Source organism: Rhodococcus sp. CH91 (assembly GCF_022554085.1).
Taxonomy (GTDB): Bacteria; Actinomycetota; Actinomycetes; order Mycobacteriales; family Mycobacteriaceae; genus Rhodococcus.
The window spans coordinates 93,128-113,108 of sequence record NZ_JAKFYR010000004.1 but is presented as its reverse complement, the minus strand read 5'-3'; the positions used below and the strand labels follow the sequence as shown (position 1 = coordinate 113,108).

Annotated in this window: 21 protein-coding genes; 14 read left to right on the top strand and 7 right to left on the bottom strand. The window is 68.5% G+C overall.

Features of this window, described 5'->3' with window-relative positions:
* Positions 1-282: 282 nt before the first annotated feature.
* The 4 genes from sigE (at position 283) to tatB (ending at position 3,386) form a co-directional block, all read left to right on the top strand.
* Complete coding sequence (sigE, locus tag MOM01_RS09755) at positions 283-918, top strand: RNA polymerase sigma factor SigE (protein WP_241385223.1); 636 nt, start codon at positions 283-285, stop codon at positions 916-918.
* A 16-nt stretch (positions 919-934) separates the two neighbouring features.
* Complete coding sequence (locus MOM01_RS09750) at positions 935-1,264, top strand: anti-sigma factor family protein (protein WP_241385222.1); 330 nt, start codon at positions 935-937, stop codon at positions 1,262-1,264.
* Positions 1,265-1,346: 82 nt separating this feature from the next.
* Entirely contained in the window at positions 1,347-2,912 is a 1,566-nt protein-coding gene (locus MOM01_RS09745; protein ID WP_374112290.1) for a S1C family serine protease, read from the top strand.
* 69 nt (positions 2,913-2,981) lie between these two features.
* Complete coding sequence (tatB, locus tag MOM01_RS09740; protein ID WP_241385221.1) at positions 2,982-3,386, top strand: Sec-independent protein translocase protein TatB; 405 nt, start codon at positions 2,982-2,984, stop codon at positions 3,384-3,386.
* A gap of 75 nt (positions 3,387-3,461) precedes the next feature.
* Here the strand turns inward: tatB and MOM01_RS09735 are convergent, their stop codons facing one another.
* The 5 genes from MOM01_RS09735 to MOM01_RS09715 all read right to left on the bottom strand — a co-directional run bounded on the left by MOM01_RS09735 (position 3,462) and on the right by MOM01_RS09715 (position 8,527).
* Positions 3,462-4,595, bottom strand: coding sequence for an Mrp/NBP35 family ATP-binding protein (locus MOM01_RS09735; protein WP_374112289.1), 1,134 nt, complete (start codon positions 4,593-4,595; stop codon positions 3,462-3,464).
* Positions 4,596-4,624: 29 nt separating this feature from the next.
* The gene (locus MOM01_RS09730; protein ID WP_241385219.1) at positions 4,625-5,491 is read right to left on the bottom strand and encodes a lytic transglycosylase domain-containing protein; all 867 of its coding nucleotides are present in this window, start codon (positions 5,489-5,491) and stop codon (positions 4,625-4,627) included.
* 219 nt (positions 5,492-5,710) lie between these two features.
* A complete protein-coding gene (locus MOM01_RS09725; RefSeq protein ID WP_241385218.1) occupies positions 5,711-6,634 on the bottom strand; it encodes a lytic transglycosylase domain-containing protein in 924 nt (307 codons plus the stop codon).
* Positions 6,635-6,738: 104 nt separating this feature from the next.
* Positions 6,739-7,260 (bottom strand): DUF1003 domain-containing protein, encoded by a 522-nt coding sequence (locus MOM01_RS09720; protein ID WP_241385217.1) that lies wholly within the window; start codon positions 7,258-7,260, stop codon positions 6,739-6,741.
* Positions 7,253-8,527, bottom strand: coding sequence for a magnesium transporter MgtE N-terminal domain-containing protein (locus tag MOM01_RS09715; RefSeq protein WP_241385216.1), 1,275 nt, complete (start codon positions 8,525-8,527; stop codon positions 7,253-7,255). The genes MOM01_RS09720 and MOM01_RS09715 overlap by 8 nt, the downstream gene beginning before the upstream one ends.
* Before the next feature lie 58 nt (positions 8,528-8,585).
* On the opposite strand from MOM01_RS09715, the gene MOM01_RS09710 reads away from it, so the two are divergent.
* From MOM01_RS09710 to MOM01_RS09700, 3 genes are all read left to right on the top strand, one after another.
* Positions 8,586-9,545, top strand: coding sequence for an HpcH/HpaI aldolase/citrate lyase family protein (locus MOM01_RS09710; protein WP_241385215.1), 960 nt, complete (start codon positions 8,586-8,588; stop codon positions 9,543-9,545).
* A gap of 122 nt (positions 9,546-9,667) precedes the next feature.
* Positions 9,668-10,153: a general stress protein gene (locus MOM01_RS09705; RefSeq protein ID WP_241385214.1), complete on the top strand. Its 486-nt coding sequence runs from the start codon at positions 9,668-9,670 to the stop codon at positions 10,151-10,153.
* A gap of 86 nt (positions 10,154-10,239) precedes the next feature.
* The gene (locus tag MOM01_RS09700) at positions 10,240-11,136 is read left to right on the top strand and encodes a hypothetical protein (protein ID WP_241385213.1); all 897 of its coding nucleotides are present in this window, start codon (positions 10,240-10,242) and stop codon (positions 11,134-11,136) included.
* A 4-nt stretch (positions 11,137-11,140) separates the two neighbouring features.
* Here the strand turns inward: MOM01_RS09700 and MOM01_RS09695 are convergent, their stop codons facing one another.
* Positions 11,141-11,572 carry a protein-tyrosine phosphatase family protein gene (locus tag MOM01_RS09695; protein WP_241385212.1) on the bottom strand — a complete coding sequence of 144 codons (432 nt, stop codon included), beginning with the start codon at positions 11,570-11,572 and terminating at the stop codon, positions 11,141-11,143.
* A gap of 89 nt (positions 11,573-11,661) precedes the next feature.
* On the opposite strand from MOM01_RS09695, the gene MOM01_RS09690 reads away from it, so the two are divergent.
* From MOM01_RS09690 to MOM01_RS09670, 5 genes are all read left to right on the top strand, one after another.
* Positions 11,662-12,891: a GNAT family N-acetyltransferase gene (locus MOM01_RS09690; protein ID WP_241385211.1), complete on the top strand. Its 1,230-nt coding sequence runs from the start codon at positions 11,662-11,664 to the stop codon at positions 12,889-12,891.
* A gap of 129 nt (positions 12,892-13,020) precedes the next feature.
* Positions 13,021-14,364 carry an ABC transporter substrate-binding protein gene (locus tag MOM01_RS09685; protein ID WP_374112288.1) on the top strand — a complete coding sequence of 448 codons (1,344 nt, stop codon included), beginning with the start codon at positions 13,021-13,023 and terminating at the stop codon, positions 14,362-14,364.
* On the top strand, positions 14,361-15,308 hold the full coding sequence (locus tag MOM01_RS09680; protein WP_374112287.1) for a carbohydrate ABC transporter permease: 948 nt from the start codon (positions 14,361-14,363) through the stop codon (positions 15,306-15,308). The genes MOM01_RS09685 and MOM01_RS09680 overlap by 4 nt, the downstream gene beginning before the upstream one ends.
* Entirely contained in the window at positions 15,308-16,138 is an 831-nt protein-coding gene (locus tag MOM01_RS09675) for a carbohydrate ABC transporter permease (RefSeq protein ID WP_241385210.1), read from the top strand. The genes MOM01_RS09680 and MOM01_RS09675 overlap by 1 nt, the downstream gene beginning before the upstream one ends.
* 5 nt (positions 16,139-16,143) lie before the next feature.
* Positions 16,144-17,310 (top strand): ABC transporter ATP-binding protein, encoded by a 1,167-nt coding sequence (locus tag MOM01_RS09670; RefSeq protein WP_241385492.1) that lies wholly within the window; start codon positions 16,144-16,146, stop codon positions 17,308-17,310.
* Between the two features lie 14 nt (positions 17,311-17,324).
* On the opposite strand, the gene MOM01_RS09665 is transcribed toward MOM01_RS09670, so the two are convergent.
* Positions 17,325-18,170 (bottom strand): chromosome partitioning protein ParB, encoded by an 846-nt coding sequence (locus tag MOM01_RS09665; protein ID WP_241385209.1) that lies wholly within the window; start codon positions 18,168-18,170, stop codon positions 17,325-17,327.
* 73 nt (positions 18,171-18,243) lie between these two features.
* Here MOM01_RS09665 and MOM01_RS09660 point away from each other — a divergent pair, with 73 nt between their 5' ends.
* Both MOM01_RS09660 and MOM01_RS09655 read left to right on the top strand, forming a co-directional pair.
* Positions 18,244-18,834, top strand: a complete 591-nt coding sequence (locus MOM01_RS09660) for a suppressor of fused domain protein (RefSeq protein ID WP_241385208.1) — start codon at positions 18,244-18,246, stop codon at positions 18,832-18,834.
* Between the two features lie 31 nt (positions 18,835-18,865).
* A complete protein-coding gene (locus tag MOM01_RS09655) occupies positions 18,866-19,978 on the top strand; it encodes a winged helix DNA-binding domain-containing protein (RefSeq protein WP_241385207.1) in 1,113 nt (370 codons plus the stop codon).
* Positions 19,979-19,981 lie beyond the last annotated feature (3 nt).

The window sequence follows — 19,981 nt, the reverse complement described above, 5'->3', positions numbered from 1 at the left end:
AGGCAGGCGCGCACAGCAACGCCTCCGAGAGTCGCGGGATCCCGGCGAGCGGTCGACTCCGCACCGGTTTTCTCAGCGTCGTTTCAGGTTACTCATACGACGACCACATCGCCGCAGGGAAGACTCACAGACGACGAAGTAGACGATCGCCCCGGTTCCCGGCTTCGGGAACGGCCCCCGCCTCGCGGAAGGTTCCTCCGAGGAACATTTCCCCGCAGGTCGGCTGTTGTATCCGAAGCACGAGTCCACAGCGGTCCCGACGAGGAGGATCGAGCGATCCACATGACCCGACCCCAGACAGTTCCCGTACTCGACGCCCCGGTGCTCGACGACGCCTTCGAGGCGGATCAGAGCGGCACCGCAGCGTTCGATGCAACCGGGGACCGCGCGGTCATGCCGTCATGGGACGAACTCGTCCGTGAACACGGCGACCGCGTCTATCGCCTGGCCTATCGCCTGTCCGGCAACGCCCAGGACGCCGAGGACCTCACCCAGGAAACCTTCATCCGCGTCTTCCGGTCGTTGCAGAACTACCAGCCGGGCACTTTCGAGGGCTGGCTGCACCGCATCACCACGAATCTGTTCCTCGACATGGTGCGCCGCCGGAACCGCATCCGGATGGAAGCGCTGCCCGAGGACTACGATCGGGTACCGGCCCCCGGGCCGAACCCCGAGCAGATCTACCACGACGCGCGTCTCGGCCCCGACCTGCAGTCCGCCCTGGACTCGCTGGGGCCCGAGTATCGTGCCGCAGTGGTGCTCTGTGACATCGAAGGTCTGTCCTACGAGGAGATCGGTGCCACACTGGGGGTGAAACTCGGTACGGTGCGTAGTCGTATCCACCGAGGCCGCCAGGCACTCCGCGAGTACCTGCGCGAGCATGGAAAGGTCGAAGACGGTCGCGTCGATGCGGAGTAGCCGCCGGGAGGTAGTGATGACGATGGTGCAACCACCTCGCAGGTTCGGTTCCACCGAACACCTCGCCAGCGAGGCAGTTGCCGCATTCGTCGACGGCGAACTGCGCATGGCGGCATATCTGAGGGCCGCCCAGCATCTGTCGATCTGCCCCGAGTGTGCCGCAGAGGTCGAAGCCCAGCAGCAGGCCCGGCACGCACTCCGTTCCGCTGCCGATCACGTGCCCCGCATGCCGAGTTCGCTGCTGGGGACGTTGAGCAACATTCCCTCGCATCTCTGCGATCCCCCGCAGACGCAGGCGGACGATCGGTGGGCCGCGCGGCGGTGGTCGATTCTCCGTCGCCGGTGACCGGACGGTCGGTAACGAGTGATCCGATGCCATCGGTGATACTGGGCTGCGTGACGGACCTACACGGGGGAGACGGGCACGCGTGACGGCGGAATCTGCGCAGCACACCGGACGAGGGGAAGGCAACGAACCTCGTCGCGACGGCGAGTCGCCGGACGCGTCGTCGGGCCGTCCCGGGACTGCCGGCGAAGCGATCACCCGTCCTGCGGACGCTCCCCGTCTCGAACCCCGGCCGGTCTACCGCCCCGCGGTCGATCCTGCTTCGGCTCGCGTCTTCGGGCGCCCCGAGGGTGCCGAGGGCCCCTTCGGCTCCGTGGACCATCCGCGCGTCACCGACCCGAGCATCCGGCACGTACCTCCGACCGACGCGATACTCGCTGAGGCCTACGGACGGCCCGCCCACGCCGAGGAGACACTGCAGCGTCCTCCCACCGAGCAGGTGGCCGAACCGGAGGACGACATCGAAGCCGATCCGTGGCGCGATCCCGAATCCGCGGTGCGGCTCGGTCCGCCGCTGTCCGGGCAGACGCAGGAGCAGCAGCTTCCGCCGGCGCCCGGACTCACCGTGCGTGAGGTGTTGTTCGATCGTCGCGTGCAACCGCGCGCGCTCGCGACCCTCGCCGCAGTCGCCGTCGTCATCGGCATGGTCGGCGGACTCGTGGTGGCTCTGGCAACCGCCGACAACGGGTCGCTGACCAGTCGGGGGGTGACGCTGAGCCAGTCCGGAGACGACGAGGAGCTCCCGAGCGGGGCGGTCGCGCGGGTCGCCGACACGGTCCTACCTGCGGTCGTGTCGATCCAGGTCACCGTCGGGGGAGACGCGGGGACGGGATCGGGTGTCGTGATCGACGGCGCCGGTTACATCGTCACCAACAACCACGTGATCTCGATGGCCGCCGGAAACCCCGATGCCAAGGTGCAGGTCACCTTCGACGACGGCACCAAGGTGCCCGCCTCGATCGTCGGCCGCGACATCAAGACCGATCTGGCCGTGCTCGCGGTGGAGGACGTCGACAATCTGGTCGTCGCGGAGCTGGGCCGCTCCGAGGACGTCCAGGTCGGCGAGGACGTCGTCGCGGTGGGCTCGCCGCTCGGACTCAGCAAGACGGTCACGCGTGGCATCGTCAGTGCTCTGAACCGGCCGATGCGGTTGAGCGGGCAGGGCACCGACACCGATGCGGTGATCGACGCCGTGCAGACCGACGCCTCGATCAACCCGGGTAATTCCGGTGGACCTCTCATCGACATGGAGGGCCGGGTGATCGGTATCAACTCCGCGATCAAGTCCGAGACCGGCGGTTCGGTGGGTCTGGGCTTCGCGATTCCCATCGACGACGTCACCGCGGTCGCGCAGGAGCTGATCCGCAACGGCGAGATGCGGCATCCGGACATCGGGGTCAATGCCCGTTCGGTCGTCAACGACGTCGCGAGCGGTGCGGAGGTCGCCAATGTCCGGCAGGACAGCCCCGCGCAGCGCGCGGGGATCGTCGAGGGCGACGTGATCGTCAAGGTGGGGGACCGGGAAGTCACCAGCGCCGACGAACTCGTCGTGGCGGTTCAGCAGCAGCAGATCGACGAACCGGTGACCGTTCAGCTGGTGCGCAGCGGTCGTCTCGTGGATGTCGAGGTCACGCCCGTCTCGGATTGAGCATCCACCCCCTGATGTGACCTTTCCGGTAGGTGCTGCATTTCGCGCGTGAGCACGTACCCTGGATGCGTGTTCGGCAACATCGGTTGGGGCGAGTTCCTGGTACTCATCGTGGCGGCCCTCGTGGTGCTCGGTCCGGAGAGGCTGCCCGGTGCCGTCTCGTGGGTGGCCAAGTCGCTGCGTCAGGTGCGCGACTACGCCTCGGGTGCGCGCGACCAGCTCAAGCAGGAACTCGGCCCCGAGTTCGACGACCTGCGTCAGCCGCTGTCCGAACTCAACGAACTGCGCGGCATGACACCCAAGGCCGTCATCACCAAGCATCTGCTGGACGGCGACGACTCGATCTTCACGGGTGATTTCGACAAGGCGTCCGCCTCGCAGCCGGGCACCCCGGTGAACGGCTCCGCACGGCCGAATCTGTCGAAACCGCTCGCGCCCGACGAGAAGCCCCCGATCGACCCCGACGCCACCTGATCGTTCCGGCGCCCCGCCGATCCTCGACGACACGTCCCCGCTGCACGGCGGGGACGTCGTCGTATCGGGACCGTCCTAGAGATGGCGCGTCGTGTCGATGCCGAGGGACATGCCGGCGAGACCGCGCTTGCGCACCGCGAGCTTGTCCGCGATCTCCTTCATCGCGACCGCCGGTGGCGAGTCGGGAGAACCGAGCACGATCGGAATGCCTGCGTCGCCCGCCTCCCGGATGGCCGGGTCGAGCGGGATCTGGCCCAGCAGAGGCACCGTGGCGCCCACCGCCCGCGTGAGGCGTTCGGCGACGGCCTGGCCGCCACCGGTGCCGAAGACGTCCATGCGGGTGCCGTCGGGCAATTCGAGCCACGACATGTTCTCGACCACGCCGGCGATGCGCTGACGGGTCTGCAGCGCGATCGAACCGGCACGCTCGGCGACCTCGGCCGCCGCCTGCTGCGGCGTGGTCACGACGAGGATCTCCGCGTTGGGAATCAACTGCGCCACGGAGATCGCGACGTCGCCCGTGCCCGGCGGGAGGTCGAGCAGCAGAACGTCGAGATCGCCCCAGAAGACGTCGGCGAGGAACTGCTGCAGGGCACGGTGCAGCATCGGGCCGCGCCAGACCACAGGGGTGTTGCCCTCGGTGAACTGGGCGATCGAGATCATCTTCACGTCGTGCGCGACCGGCGGCATGATCATCCGCTCGACCTGCGTGGGTTTCGCCGATGTACCGAGCATCCGGGGGATGGAATGGCCGTAGATGTCGGCGTCGAGAACACCCACGGACAGTCCGCGGGCGGCCAACGCCGCGGCGAGGTTGACCGTCACCGACGATTTGCCGACGCCACCCTTACCGGACGCGACGGCGTACACGCGCGTCAGCGAACCCGGCTGGGCGAAGGGGATGACGGGTTCGGTGGAGTCGCCGCGCAGCGACTTGCGCAGCTCGGTGCGCTGCTCGTCGCTCATGACGTCGAGCGTCACGCGAACTTCGCCGACTCCGGCGACGTCGGCGACGGCCTTGGTCACGCGATCGGAGATCTCGGTGCGCATGGGGCACCCGGCGGTGGTCAGGTAGATGGCGACGTCGACACTGCCGTCGGTGCCGATCTCGATGCTCTTGACCATCCCGAGATCGGTGATGGGCTTGCGGATCTCCGGGTCCTGTACCCGTGCGAGCGCACTGCGGACGTCGGATTCACTGACTGCCATGAGGCCCATGGTAGGTGCCCGGCCGGTCGTCAGTGGATACGGGGCAGGTCGGCCGGGCTCGGGTCGACGCCGGTGGAGTAGGCGGTCGACCAGGCGAGGACGTTCGCCACGTAGGCCATGGAGTTGTTGTAGCGGTGGATCGCCTTCGTCGAGTGCGCCAGATTGCGCATGTCGAGGCCGCCGTCGCACAGGTACTTCGCGGTGGTGAGCGTCGAATCGTAGAGATTCTGCGGATCGGCGACGCCGTCGCCGTTGCCGTCGCCCGCGTACTGCGTCCATGTGGTGGGGATGAACTGCATCGGCCCGACGGCCCGGTCGTAGACGGTGTCGCCGTCGAGCGCGCCGCCGTCGGTGTCGTAGATCGTGGCCTGGCCCGGCAGGCTGCCGTCGAGCGGCAGACCGATGACGGGTTCGAGCAGGTTGCCCTTGTCGTCGGCGCGTCCGCCGTTGGCGTGCCCGGACTCGACGCGGCCGATGCCGGCGAGAAGGGTCCAGTGCATGCCGCAGGAGGGGTTCTCCTCGGAGAGGATGCGCTCGGCATTGCGGTAGGCGGCGAAGTTGATGCCGGGGATGCCCAGGGGGCCTTCGCGGAGGACCTCGGGTTCCGGTGCCGGCTCGGGAGCCGCCTTGAACGTGCGCACGGGCGCGGGTTCCGGCTCGAGCATGATGGTCTGCACCGCTGCGACCCCTGCGGGGACGGCCTCGGCGAGCCCGGCGCTACCTGCGGAGGCGGCCGTCGGTTCGGCCTCGTGCTGTGCGGCCCCCATCAGGGCCCGCGGTGACGCTCCCGCGGTGGTCGCCGCTGCGGCGACCAGTCCCACCGGAACCAGTCCGGTCATCGCGATCACGGAATTACGCCGAAGCTTCGAATCCGACGGTTTGGCGTGCCGGCCCAATGGTTAACCTCCCTCGGGTGCCTTTGATGAGACACCTTCGTTACATGCCGGGCTGAGGCTACAGCATTCGATGCTGTTCCGTTACTCAAACGTGATGTAACGCGGGAGTGCGGGCACGGACGTGACACGTCGGTGCTGGTCGGCGGCCGCCGGTTCGGTTCCGGCGAAAATCCGCCGACCCGCGCGTCGCGCGTGTCGGCGGAAGGTCTCGCTACTCGGCTACTCGCAGAATGCGGGCACGAGACAGGGGATTTCGGGCAGCTCCGGCAGGGGAGGCAGCGCCGGAAGATCCGGAATGTCGATGATGCTTTCACCGGCCGGAGGATCCACCGGCCCGGTCGTCGGGGCCGTGACCGCCTGAGCCGGCACGGGTGCGGCCACATCTGCCGCGCCGGGAACCGGACGCGCCGGGACGGGAGCGAGATCGGCAGGGGCGACCTCGGCGGCCTTCGCGTAGGAATCGGACCACGTCCGCACGTTCGCCAGATAGTCCGGAGACGGATCGAACAGGGCCACGGCACGTGCCACACCGTCGGGTTCGCGCAGGTTCCCGCCCTCGGCGCACATCCGTGCTCCTGCCGCGAGCGTCGCGTCGAAGACGTTCTGAGGATCGGCGGTGCCGTCGGCGTTACCGTCGGCGGAATACCGTTCCCAGGTCGCCGGAGCGAGGCGCATCGGGCCGAGCGATCCCTCGGGCGTGACCACCGGTGTCGTCAGCGTCCCCAGGATGTCGGTGCGTCCCCCGTCGGCGTGTCCGGAACTCAGGCGCCCGATCGCGGCGAGCAGATTCCAGGGCAGGCCGCACTCGGGGGCGTCGATGGCCAGCTGCATCTCGGCGGCGCGGTAGGCGTAGAACACGAGTTCGGGGATCGCGAGGGGGCCTTCCCCGAGGACCCCCTGGTCGCCGGCGGGCACTCCGATCGCGGGGGGAAGCTGGGCGAGCGGCTCGCTCGGTTCGCCGGCCGGGCTGCGGAAGGGTTGTCTCTCACGCACTTCGCCGGGAAGCAGGCCGACGCCGGTCGCGCCGACAGCCGGGGCCGGCTCGGTGGCCGAGGTCTCCGCGACGACAGTAACCGAGGACGCGGTCGCCGCGAGTCCCGCAGCGACGATCATCGGCATCGTCAGCACGACCCTCCACCGCACGCGATCACCATCCTTCTCTCCACCGTCCGGGTGCTGTGACGAAGGTTACAGAAGAATGCGCGCGGGTGTGCAGGCGTGGTCCCGAGGCGGCCGGATTGTCCGGATCACCGCCGGGGCGCGCGCGGGCGAGGGCTCGCGGGATCGTCCTCGGTCTCGTCGTCCACCAGCAGCGCACGCAGGTCGTCGAGTTCACGGCGCAGATAGTCGCGTGTGGCGACCTCGCCCACCGCAAGCCGCAGGGCCGCCAGCTCCCGTGCCAGGAATTCGGTGTCCGCCTTGGTCTGCTCGGCGCGGGCACGGTCCTCCTCGAGCGACACCCGGTCCCGGTTCTCCTGCCGGTTCTGCGCCAGCAGGATCAGCGGTGCCGCATAGGCCGCCTGCGTGGAGAAGGCCAGGTTGAGAAGGATGAACGGATAGGGATCCCACTGGAGCCCGACCGCGGCGACGTTGAGCAGGATCCAGACGATCACGACGATCGTCTGGATGGCGAGATACCGGCCCGTCCCGAGGAACCGGGCGATCGATTCGCTGACGCGCCCGACCGCCTCGGCGTCGAAGTTGAACCGGAACCGCGACGCCTGAGGGGTCTCGAGGCGCGAGCGGCCCTGCGTGCTGCGGTCACTCATCCTCGATGTCCTCCTCGCGCCAGTCCTCGGGCAGCAGATGGTCGAGCACGTCGTCGACACTCACCGCGCCGAGCAGGTGTCCTTCGTCGTCCACCACCGGACCGCAGACCAGGTTGTAGGTCGCGAAATAGCGGGTGACGGTGGTCAGCGCGTCGTCGGGAGCCAGGCGCGGCAGATCGTCGTCGACGACCCCACCCACCAGGCTTGCGGGCGGTTCCCGCAGTAATCGTTGCAGATGGACGCAGCCGAGGTACTTGCCGGTGGGTGTCGCGGTGGGCGGCCGGACGACGAACACCATCGACGCCAGGGCCGGACTCAGATCCGGATTGCGCGCCCGCGCAAGGGCTTCCGCAACCGTGGTAGCCGGAGTCAGGACGACCGGCTCGGGCGTCATCAGACCACCGGCGGTGTCGGGGGAGTGTTCGAGCAGGCGTCGGACCGGCTCGGAATCCTCGGGATCCATCCGCTGCAGGAACGATTCCGCATCCGTGGCGGGCAACTCACCGAGTAGGTCGGCGGCATCGTCGGGATCCATCGCCTCGAGCACCGCGACCGCGCGATCGAGGCCGAGCCGGGTGAGCAGCTCGGTCTGATCGTCGGAAGGCAACTCCTGCACGATGTCTGCGAGACGTTCGTCGTCGAGGGCCACGGCGACCTCCGTGCGCCTCTTCACCGGCAGATCCCGCAGCGCGTTTGCGACGTCGGCCGGTCGCATGTCCTCGAACTGCAGGAGCAATTGCGCGACACCCTGTCCCGGCATCGACAGGGCCTGCTGGGTCAGTCCGTGTACGTGCGGCCATTCCACGATGTGGATGGGGGAGCGGCGTGCGAGCCGGCCGCGATGACGGCGCACCGCGACGCGGGCGACCACCCAGTCGCGCGTGCGCATCAGCTCGAGCCCCAGATCCACGACCACCGAATCGACACCCATCAGGTCGGGAAGCTCCGGATCGTCGACGCGCACGCGGGAATCGAGGACCTGGCCGAGAGCGAGTACCTCCGACGGCCGCTGAGTGAACCGGCGCAGACTCACGTTGCCGGTGACGAGGGTGACCGCACCCGGTTCGATCGCCGTCACCCGCAGCATCGGCACGAAGATCCGCTTGCGGGTCGGTAGTTCGACGACGAGCCCCAGCGCGCGGGGTGCCTGACGTCCGACCCGGATGGTCAGCACGACGTCGCGGACACGTCCGACGGACTCACCGTCGGGGCCGAGTACGACCAGTCCGGCGAGCCGCGCGACGAAGACCTTGCTCACTGCTGCCATGATTGCCAGGCTAGAGCGTGCCCACGCTGTTCCCGGAACTCGGAGGTCTGGTCAGGTCATGTCGTTTTCGTTCAGGCCACGGCGGTCGGTGCTCGCGGTTCCCGGCAGCAGCCGGAAGATGATCGACAAGGCCAAGGGCCTTCCCGCCGACGAGATCTTCCTCGATCTCGAGGACGCCGTCTCACCGCTGGCGAAGGAGCAGGCGCGCACGACGATCGTCGAAGCGCTGAACGAGGACGGCTGGGGCGACCAGATCAAGGTCGTGCGGGTCAACGACTGGACCACGGACGCGACCTATCTCGACGTGGCGACGGTGGTCGGGGGTGCGGGGGCGAACCTCGACGCCGTCCTGCTGCCGAAGGTCCCCGACGCGAGTCACGTGAAGGCGCTCGATCTGCTCCTCACGCAGGTCGAGAAGGCACACGGTCTCGAGGTGGGACGCATCGGTATCGAACCTCAGATCGAGAACGCGATGGGGCTGACCAGGATCGACGAGATCGCGACCGCGAGTCCGCGGGTGCAGACGCTCGTCTTCGGTCCCGCGGACTTCATGGCCAGCATCAACATGCGCACTCTCGTCGTCGGCGAGCAGCCCGAGGGGTACGACCGCGGCGACGCCTACCACCACATCCTCATGACGATCCTGATGGCGGCGCGGGCGCACGGCCTGCAGGCCATCGACGGGCCCTATCTCCAGATCCGCGACGTCGACGCCTTCCGCCGGTCGGCGCAGCGCACCGCGGCTCTCGGCTTCGACGGCAAGTGGGTCCTGCATCCCAGCCAGATCGACGCGGCGAACGAGGTCTTCAGTCCCCGCCAGGAGGACTACGACAAGGCCGAACTCATCCTCGACGCCTACGAATGGCACACCTCGGCGGAGGGCGGCGCCCGTGGCGCGGCCATGCTCGGCGACGAGATGATCGACGAGGCGAGTCGGAAGATGGCTCTGGTGATCTCGGCGAAGGGCCGCGCGGCCGGACTGCAGCGAACGCAGACCTTCGAACCGCCGACGCGGTAGCGAGGAGAGAAGAAGAGTACATATCGGACGGGTAGTCGCGGCGGCGGTGCCGTACTTCGGGGCAGAATGGGGAACGACACGCCGCGACGGTCGGCGCGTATCGCGAAGGAGCCGAACATCAGATGACGAATCCCCTCGGACCCGGTCGTCAGGTACCCGGTCTGCCGACTCCTCCCACGGGCTGGCCGGTCGGTTCGTACCCGACCTACGCCGAAGCGCAGCGCGCGGTGGACCATCTGGCCGACCAGAACTTCGCCGTCGAGGACGTGACGATCGTCGGTGTCGATCTCATGCAGGTCGAGAGGGTCACCGGCCGGCTCACATGGCCCAAGGTGATCGGTGGCGGCATCGTCTCCGGTGCGTGGCTCGGCGTGTTCTTCGGCCTGCTGCTCGGGATCTTCTCGACCGACTTCCTGGGCCCGCTGCTCGTCGGTCTCGTCGGCGGCATCGTCTTCGGCCTCATCTCCGCCACCATTCCCTATGCCGCGACCCGTGGTCAGCGCGACTTCTCGTCGACCATGCAGCTGGTCGCGGGCAGGTACGACGTGCTGTGCCAGCCGCGTAACGCCGAACAGGCACGCGACATCCTCGCCAAGCTCGCGATCTGATCGTCCGGCGGCGCGGCGACCGCCGGGGGCAGACCTCGTGAGTCGTCACTCGTCGCGAGGCGCCTCGCGCCACTAGTGTCGAGGACATGCCCGACCTCGATTCGGTGGCCGACACGCTCTACGGCCTCGACCCAGGCGACTTCGTGGCTGCCCGATCCGAGTTCGCGGCCCGGGCCCGTGACGCGGGGGACCGGGAACTGACGGCGGCCATCGGCCGGCTGCGCAAGCCGACGGTCGCGGCCTGGATGGTCAACCTCCTCGCCCGCGAGCGGGGCGACGAACTCGCGGCGCTGTTCGACATCGGTTCCGCGCTGCGGACCGCCCAACGCCGACTGTCGGGCAGCGACCTGCGGAAGCTCTCGGAACAGCGTCGCCGGGTGGTGGCCGCGCTCGAGCGCGAAGCGGGCGCGCTCGCCGCCGAACGCGGGCGCACCGTCTCGGAGGGCGCAGTGCGCGAGGTGGGACGCACCCTCAATGCCGCGCTCGCCGATCCCGAGATCGGTGAGCGGGTACGCCGAGGGCACCTCGATGCGGTCGTCGAGGCCGACGGCTTCGGGGATCTGTCCGCGATGCCGCTCACCGTCGTGCCCGATGCGGAGGACGACGCGGCGGAACCGGAGAAGCACGGATGCGTCGCCGAGCGGGCGGGCACCACCGGCGCAGCGCCGAGCAGGAATCAACGCACCGAATCGGCCCGCGCCGCGACCGCGCGCGCGGCGCGCGAAGCAGCGATCGACGAGGCTGCCGCCGCACTGGACTCCGCACACGACGCGGCGCAGGAGGCCCGCGAAGCCGCGACGACAGCGGAACGGGAGCTCGACCGTCACGAGGCCGAGGTCGCCGACCTGCGAGCCGCTCTCGAACACGCCGAGCACCAGCGCACCTTCGCGCGGCGCGCCGCCGCCGAGGCGAAGAAGCGGGCGGTGGCAGCCGAACGTGCCGTCTCGGCGGCCGAGGCGCATCTGGCGCGCACGAAGAACTGACCGGTCAGGTCTGCGATCGCGCGACGAACCGGCGTTGCCAGGGTGTCTCGACCGCGCGCGGATGATAGTGCCGCCGCACGAACTCGACGGCTTCATCGGGGGAGAGCCCATCGAGGACGGCGAGGCACGCGAGCGCGGTTCCCGTCCGGCCACGTCCCCGACCGCAGGCGATCTCCACCCGTTGCCGCCCCGACCGGACCCAGGCCTCGTACAGAACGGCGTGCGCGTCCTCGGGATCGTGCGGCGTCCGGAAATCGGGCCAGCGGATCCAGCGCGACTCCCACTCGAACGGAAGCGGCGGGCGCGACAGCAGGTACACCCCGAAATCGGGAAGCGGTTCGTCCGGTGCGTCCCGGTGCATCCCGCGTCCCCGCACCAGCCGGCCGGACGGCAGCTGCAACACCCCGGTATCTGCTGGATCCCACTCGCGTCGCACGGTGGCAACCTACCCGCCCGGCGGCTCCGCATCGAACGGCGTGGCCGTTCGTCCGTGAGCCGAGTTCGGGTGCCGATAGTGTCGCCGCCATGGGTGAGCGCGTGGAGCCGGAGATCAGGATCCTCGAATCGGAGGCCGAACTGGGGGAGGCGGCGGCGCTGTTCCGCACGGCGATGGTGGCTCTGCCGTCGTGGTGGGAGCTCCCGGAGGGGGCCGCGAGCCGGTTTCTCGAGCCCGGTCGCACGTGGGGTTCCTTCCTCGACGGCATGCTCGTCGGCACCGTCGACGCGACGAGCGGAAGGTTGACCCTGCCGGGCGGCGCACGGATACCTCATGCTGCGGTCACCCACGTCGGCGTGCTGCCGACGCACACGCGGCGCGGAGTGGTCTCCGGGCTCGTGCGGCGGCAGCTGAGTGATGCCCGGGATCGCGGTGAGCTCGTCGCGACCCTGCGCGCGTCCGAAGCGACGATCTACGGCCGGTTCGGTTACGGCGTCGCGTCCACCTCCGTGTCCGTCGAGGTCGACGTGCGCCGAGCTGCGCTGCGTCCCGACGTCCCCGAGTCCGGGCCGGTGCGGTTGCTGACACGCCCCGACAGGTGGGAGGTACTGGCCGAGATCCATTCCCGCCATCTGCCGTCGCGTCCGGGCACGATCGACCGGTCCGGCTACTGGTGGAACTCGCAGCGGCGGCGCGCGGACTCGATCACGGAACCGATGTACGTCGTGGTGCACGGCGAACCGGGACAGGAGAACGGTTTCGCCTGCTACCGCCCCCTCGACACCCAGCGGTGGTTCACCGGTCGCACGGTCGCCGTCGACGACTTCTTCGCCCCGTCGCCCGAGGCACACGCGGGTCTCCTGCGGTTCCTGCTCGGTCTCGACCTGGTCGAGAAGTTGCGGTTCGCGGCGCTGCCGGAGGACGACACGCTCGCCCTGTTGCTGCGCGACCCGCGGGCCGCGGAGATCCGCTCGGTCTCCGACGAGACGTGGTTGCGCATCCTGGACCTCGAGCGCGCACTCGCGGCACGCACCTGGCGCGGATCGGGCTCCGTCGGGGTGGAGGTCACGGACTCCCTGTTCCGCGACAATTCGGGGACGTTCGAGATCTCGCCGGACGGGGTGAGACGGTGCTCCGCCGGCACGGAAGCAGACCTCTCGGTCGACGTCGCCGACCTCGGCGCGCTCCTGCTCGGAGGGGTGAGCTGGCAGCGTATGGCCGCCGCGGGGCGTGTCCGCGTGCACCGCCCCGAGGCGGTGGACACGGCCGATCTCCTCTTCTCCTGGCCGTGTGTTCCTTTCGCGGGAACGTCCTTCTGAGGCGACGATCCGTCGGTGCCGTCGCCCCGGCAGGCCTGCGCCGGGATGCCCTGCTCGTTTTGCTCCGCCTGGCCGGTACGGGCGTTATCGTCGGATCACACGAGGTCCCCGGTTCGAGCGGAGGGACGCATGAGACGGAGGATGAGTCACGGGGTCGCGGCGTCCGCGGCCGCGGTGCTCCTGGCGTCGGGTCTGGCCGCGTGCGGTAGCGGCGACGAGGGCATCGTCCTCAATTTCTACACCGCAGCCGATGGCGCCGAGCAGTACGCGCAGGCCGCCGAAGTGTGCACCGAGGAGGCCGGAGGCCGATACCGGGTGGTGCAGCAGACGTTGCCGAAGAACGCCGACGACCAGCGACTGCAGTTGGCCAGACGGTTGACCGGAGGCGATCCGGGACTCGACCTCATGACCCTCGACGTGGTGTGGACCGCGGAGTTCGCGGAGGCGGGATGGGCGTTGCCGCTGCCCGACGATGTGGCCGCCGCGGTGTCCGAGGGCACCCTCGAAGGGCCGCTCGAATCCGCGACCTGGCAGGACCGGTTGTACGCCGCGCCGCTCAACACGAACACCCAATTGCTGTGGTATCGAGCAGATCTCATGCCGGATGGTCGGCCCCCACAGACCTGGGACGAGATGATCGAGATCGCGAGTGCTCTGGCCGAGGAGGGCCGGCCGTCGTGGATCGGTGTGCAGGGACGGCAGTACGAGGGATTGATGGTGTGGTTCAACACCCTTCTCGCGAGTGCCGGAGGTTCCGTCGTCGGTGAGGACGGCGTCACCGTCACCCTTACCGACGGCGACGCGGCGGTGACCGCCCTCGACATCATGAAGAGCGTCGCCACGGCACCGGGTGCCGATCCTTCCCTGAACCAGGCCGACGAAGCCGCCGTGCGACTCGGGATGGAGAGCGGGCGCACCGCATTCCAGGTCAATTGGCCGTTCGTGCTCCCGGGCATCCTCGAGAACGAGGCCGCTCTTCCCTTCATCGACGAGAACGGGAACGTCACCTCCGAGAACACCGGGAACACGGTCCTGACCGTCGACGGTGAGCAGAACTTCCTTCCTGCACCGTATCCTTCGGTGATACCGGGAGAGCCGGCCCAGGTCACCATCGGCGGTTTCAACATCGGAGTGGCCCGCACGAGCAAGTATCCGGACCTCGCGTTCGAGGCGATGCAGTGCCTGCGCAACGAGGAGAACCAGCGCAACAATGCCATCGGCGGGGGCGTACCGCCCACACTCGCGTCGTTGTACGACGATCCCGCCTTCCAGGAGGCCTATCCGGCCTGGCGTGAAGTGCGCGCCGGGCTCGAGAATGCCGCCGTACGACCCGCTTCGCCTGCTTATCAGAGTATTTCGACTCTGGTGACCGCCACCCTCAACCCGGTCGATCGGATCGATCCGCCTCGCACGGTCGAGGAACTCGCCGAACAGGTCCGTAAGGCGGTCAACTCGGAAGGACTGATCCCGTGACCGCCGTCGAACCGAAAAGTACCGACCGGACACCGCCGGAGTCGTCGGGCAGGGCGAAAGTGGCGCTGTCCGAAGGCAAGAAGGCCGAAAGGCGATTGGGTCTGCTGCTCATCGCACCCGCAGCCTTCGTGATGCTCGCGGTGACGGCATATCCGGTGGGATATGCCGTCTGGCTGAGCCTGCAACGCTACGATCTGCGGTTCCCCGACGAGCGGCGGTTCGTCGGGCTGTCCAACTACGTCGCGGTGCTCACGGACGGATTCTGGTGGCAGGCATTCTTCGTCACCTCGATCATCACGGTGGTCTCCGTCGCGATCGAGTTCGTGCTCGGACTGGCGATCGCGCTGGTCATGCATCGCACCATCGTCGGCAAGGGGATCGTGCGGACGGTGGTGCTGATTCCCTACGGCATCGTCACCGTCGCCGCCGCGTACAGCTGGTACTACGCGTGGACGCCCGGCACCGGGTATCTGGCGAACCTTCTGCCCCAGGGCAGTGCCCCGCTCACCGACCAGCTCCCGTCCCTCGCGATCATCGTGCTCGCCGAGGTCTGGAAGACCACGCCCTTCATGGCTCTGCTGCTGCTCGCCGGTCTCGCACTCGTCCCCGACGACCTGCTCAAGGCGGCACAGGTGGACGGCGCCGGCGCCTGGACGCGGCTGATACGTATCATCGTGCCGCTGATGAAGCCGGCGATCCTCGTCGCGTTGCTCTTCCGCACCCTCGACGCGTTCCGCATCTTCGACAACATCTACGTCCTCACGCGTGGTTCCAACGGCACCGCATCGTTGTCGATCCTCGGCTACGACAATCTGTTCCGCGCCTTCAATCTCGGTATCGGATCGGCGATCAGTGTCCTGATCTTCCTGTGCGTGGCGATCATCGCGTTCGTGTTCATCAAGTTGTTCGGTGCGTCCGCGCCCGGCTCGGAAGGGGGACGGTGATGGCCGAGACCAGGAAACGGACCCTCTCGTGGTCGGCGGTGAACCTGCTCGTGCTGCTCTACGCGCTCGTGCCGGTGCTGTGGATCGCCAGCCTGTCGTTCAAGCCACCGGGCACCATCCAGGACGGCAACTTCATCCCGCAGCAGTGGACGCTGGACAACTATCGCGGGATCTTCCGCACCGATGCCTTCACCAGCGCCCTGTTCAATTCGATCGGTATCGGGCTGATCGCGACCTTCATCGCGGTGGTTCTCGGCACGATGGCGGCCTACGCGATCGCCAGGCTCGACTTCCCGGGTAAGAAGATTTTGGTGGGGGTGGCCCTGCTCATCGCGATGTTCCCCCAGATCTCGCTCGTGAGCCCGCTGTTCGAGATCATGCGCGGGCTCGGGTTGTTCGATACCTGGGCGGCACTGATCATTCCCTACATCACGTTCTCGCTGCCGCTCGCGATCTACACGCTCTCGGCCTTCTTCAAGGAGATCCCCTGGGAACTCGAGAAGGCCGCGAAGATGGACGGGGCCACACCAGGGCAGGCATTCCGCAAGGTCGTCGCTCCGCTCGCCGCTCCCGGCATCATCACCGCCGCCATCCTCGTGTTCATCTTCTGCTGGAACGACCTGCTGTTCGCGATCTCCCTCACGTCCACGGAACGGTCCATCACTGCACCCGCGGCGATCGCGAACTTCACGGGTGCCTCGCAGTTCGAGGAACCGACCGGATCGATCGCGGCCGCCGCAGTGGTCATCACGATCCCCATCATCGTGTTCGTCCTGATCTTCCAACGTCGAATCGTCGCCGGTCTGACCTCCGGTGCAGTGAAGGGGTGAGTGTCGTGGCAGAGATCGTGCTCGACAGGGTGACCAAGGAATATCCCGACGGGGCGAAGGCCGTCAGCGACGTGGACCTCGAGATCGCCGACGGCGAGTTCGTCATCCTCGTCGGCCCGTCGGGCTGTGGAAAGTCCACGACTCTCAACATGATCGCCGGTCTCGAGGACATCTCCGACGGAGAACTGCGTATCGGAGGCGAGCGCGTCAACGAACGTGCTCCCAAGGATCGCGACATCGCGATGGTGTTCCAGTCGTATGCCCTGTATCCGCACATGTCGGTGCGCGACAACATCGCGTTCCCCTTGACGCTCGCGAAGATGCCCAAGGACGAGATCGCGCGGAAGGTGGAGGAGGCGGCCCGAATCCTCGACCTGACACAGCATCTCGACCGCAAGCCGGGCAATCTGTCCGGCGGTCAGCGGCAGCGCGTGGCGATGGGCCGCGCAATCGTGCGCAGCCCCAAGGCATTCCTGATGGACGAACCGCTGTCCAACCTCGATGCCAAGCTGCGGGTACAGATGCGGACCGAGATCGCGAGACTGCAGAAGCGGCTCGGCACCACGACGGTCTATGTCACCCACGATCAGACCGAAGCGATGACGCTCGGCGACCGTGTGGTCGTGATGCGGGGCGGGTTCGTCCAGCAGGTCGGCGCCCCGCAGGAACTCTACGATCATCCGCGCAATCTGTTCGTCGCAGGTTTCATCGGCTCACCGTCGATGAACTTCGTCCCCGCGCACCTCGAGAACGGTGCGATACGCGCTCCCTTCGGGGAGTTCCGGCTGCCCGACGATCGCTGGGAGGTGGTACGCCGCCACAATCCTTCACGGGAGGTCGTCGTCGGTATCCGCCCGGAGCACCTCGAGGACGCCGACCTGCTCGATCCCGCGCAGCGCGAAGCGGGTGTGACGTTCTCCGCAGTGGTGGACGTGCTCGAGTCGATGGGATCGGACAAGTTCGCGTACTTCACGGCCGAGGGGCCCGGCGTGCAGTCCAAGGATCTCGACGAACTCGCCGCAGACTCGGGCGCCGACCTGTCGGCCGATTCCCTGGTCGCCAGGTTGCCGGTGGAGTCGAAGGCGGCCCAGGGCGCAACCGTGCAGTTGTGGTTCGACCCCGCGAAGGTCGCGATCTTCGATCAGGAGACGGGTACGAACGTGACACTCTGATCGGCCGGTACGCCTCAGCGGGGCGCGCGCCCCCGGAGTTCGTCGACGATCTCCTCGTTCCACACGTGGCGCCGCACCAGACGGTACCGTTCGCCGGCGATCCACAGATACACCTCGGCGTCGGTGCGCGAGGGCAGTATGCCGGCGGTGCGTGCCATGGCGACGACGGGGACGAACTCCTCCTCGTACCAGCGGCGCGCGACGTCCTCGCGGGTGAGATGGACCCCGAGTTCCTGGATGAGCCGGAAACCCCACGCCTCGACGGCCTCGGCCAGTTCGGCGTATCCCCACGGGTCGGAGACACGGATCGCGTCCTGAGCGGGGCCGTGCAGGGGAACCCTGGCGAGGAACATCCGGAAGTGGTCCTTGTGCACGAGATCCGGCCGGCCGGTGATGCCCTCTGCCGGTACCTTCGTGACGATCTCGGTGACGTACGCGTCGATGGTGCGGTCGCCCTGCGCGTATGCGATCGAGACCCGGTGGTGCCCGTCCTGCACGAAGTGCATCGACCCGACCCGGTACACGGAGATCGGAGGCATCGGCTCACCGCGGCGACGCGCGGTAGCGATGCGCTCCCACCGTGCGCGCAGACGGGAGGAGGTGGGCCGGAACCGCCGGTCGAAGTCCTCGCTGCGGTCGACGCTGCCGACGATCGAGGCGACCTCGATGATCCGGAGCCCGAGACGGCGTTCCCCGACCCGGCCGAGTGCGGCGACGACGTCGTCGAAGGGCAGCACGGTGTTGACGTCGGAGGGTTCGCGGCGCAGCCACGCGATCAGCCGGGCGTATTCGGCGCGCCGGCGCTGTCGGGCGAAATCGTCGCCGGCGTCGGAGACCGGAAAACCGGTGTCACGAACCACGCTTCGACGGTACCGGGCGCCGCGGACGTCCGGGTGGGAACCGCATGTGGGAGCCGGGCGCTACATTGCAGGGGTGACCGATGCAGTCCTGTCCGCAGTTCGCGCCCACCTCACCGAACACCTGTCCGTGCCGGGTGGTCCGGATCCGGAGTCTGCCTCGGTGACTTTCCTCGGCCTCGAACCGATCGAGGTCCTCCGCTTCCGCGGAGGCGAGTTCCTGCGGTACGCGACGCTCGGGTGTTCGCGGCATCCGATGGGTGATCCGACGGACATGGTCGCGGATCCGACGCGGGGACCGCGGGCGGAACTGCTTCTGAGCCTGCGCGACAACGAGGGCATCACGGCCGGCGTCCACCGCACTCTCGCGGTGCTCGCGGCGTTGCCCGCGGTGGAGGGTGTCGTCCTCACCGACGACGCCCTGCTCGATCTCGGTGAACCGCTGTGGGACGGCGCCCCGTTCACCGCGGTACTGCTCGAAGCGGCCGAGGTCCCGGAGCTGGAGTTGCCCGAGCCGTCCGATCCGGTGCGCTTCTTCGAGGCCCGCCCGATCACCGGCACCGAGGCGGCGTGGAAGAGACTGAAGGGCACCGACGCGCTGCGGGAGGCCTGGCAGGAAGCGGGCATCGACCTGTCCGACCCGCGACGGGCGCAGGCGCGGCTGTAGCGATCTCACGCGCATCGTGCGATCGTGCGGTGTGACCACCGGGAGCCTGACGGATCGCGCACTCGGACGCGCGACGCTCGCGCGCCAGCACCTGTTGCGCCGCAGCGACGTGGACCCCTCCACCATGATCGAGCACCTGGTGGGCCTTCAGGCACAGGCACCACTGCCGCCCTACTACGCGCTGTGGACCCGCCTTCGCGACTTCCGTCCGGACATGCTCGCCGCGCTGGTGGAATCGCGCGCCGTCGTCCGGATCGCACTGATGCGCGGCACCGTCTTCGCGGTGTCCGCGGCCGATGCTCACGCACTGCGATCGTGGGTGCAACCGGTGCTCGACCGCTATGCCGGCACCGGCCCGGCCGGTTCTTCCGGTGAGCGGGGCCTCGATCGCGCCGAGTTCGAGGCGAGCGTGGGTGAGATCCTCGCGGCGCGAGCGGAGAGTCCGGCAGACCTCGGACGACTGCTCGCCGAGCGATTTCCCGGGCACGATCCCGCAGCGCTCGCCCGCGCGGCGCGATGCCTGCTTCCCCTCGTGCAGGTGCCCCCGCGAGGCCTGTGGGGTCGCTCGGGCCGGCCACGTCTGGCTCACCTCGACGTGTGGGTGGGTCCGCCACCGGACGGTCTCGTCACTCCCGAGACGTTCGTCCTGCGGTACCTCGCGGCGTTCGGTCCTGCGAGCGTCCGGGACGCGCAGGCCTGGTGCGGCCTGACCCGGCTCACGGAGATCTTCGAGCGTCTCCGGCCGCGACTGGCGACCTTCCGTGACGAACGCGGTGTGGAACTGTTCGACCTGCCGGACGCCCCGCGCCCCGACCCGTCGACTCCCGCACCCGTGCGGATCCTCGCACCGTTCGACAACGTCTTGCTCTCGCATGCCGACCGCACCCGATTCGTCGCCGAGGAACACCGCACGCGCATCGTGTCGAAGAACGGTATCGTCCCGGCGGCGGTTCTCGTCGACGGGACGGTCGCCGGCAGCGCACGAGTGACCACCGACGAGAAGACCGGCACCGTCGAGGTGACATCCTGGCGGACGATCATCGCGTCCGATCGCTCGGCGCTCGAAGCCGAGGGAATGCGGCTGCTGGACTTTGCCGCGCCCGGGGCCGGGGACCACCGCGTCCACTTCGCTCCGCCTTCCTGACGG

Bases quoted from the DNA above. Each gene is read 5' to 3' on its own strand.
- MOM01_RS09685 (WP_374112288.1), top strand. From the start codon at position 13,021: ATGAGACGGAGGATGAGTCACGGGGTCGCGGCGTCCGCGGCCGCGGTG.
- sigE (WP_241385223.1), top strand. From the start codon at position 283: ATGACCCGACCCCAGACAGTTCCCGTACTCGACGCCCCGGTGCTCGAC.
- MOM01_RS09705 (WP_241385214.1), top strand. From the start codon at position 9,668: ATGACGAATCCCCTCGGACCCGGTCGTCAGGTACCCGGTCTGCCGACT.
- MOM01_RS09750 (WP_241385222.1), top strand. From the start codon at position 935: ATGACGATGGTGCAACCACCTCGCAGGTTCGGTTCCACCGAACACCTC.
- MOM01_RS09675 (WP_241385210.1), top strand. From the start codon at position 15,308: ATGGCCGAGACCAGGAAACGGACCCTCTCGTGGTCGGCGGTGAACCTG.
- MOM01_RS09710 (WP_241385215.1), top strand. From the start codon at position 8,586: ATGTCGTTTTCGTTCAGGCCACGGCGGTCGGTGCTCGCGGTTCCCGGC.
- MOM01_RS09715 (WP_241385216.1), bottom strand. From the start codon at position 8,527: ATGGCAGCAGTGAGCAAGGTCTTCGTCGCGCGGCTCGCCGGACTGGTC.
- MOM01_RS09690 (WP_241385211.1), top strand. From the start codon at position 11,662: ATGGGTGAGCGCGTGGAGCCGGAGATCAGGATCCTCGAATCGGAGGCC.
- MOM01_RS09735 (WP_374112289.1), bottom strand. From the start codon at position 4,595: ATGGCAGTCAGTGAATCCGACGTCCGCAGTGCGCTCGCACGGGTACAG.
- MOM01_RS09700 (WP_241385213.1), top strand. From the start codon at position 10,240: ATGCCCGACCTCGATTCGGTGGCCGACACGCTCTACGGCCTCGACCCA.
- MOM01_RS09720 (WP_241385217.1), bottom strand. From the start codon at position 7,260: ATGAGTGACCGCAGCACGCAGGGCCGCTCGCGCCTCGAGACCCCTCAG.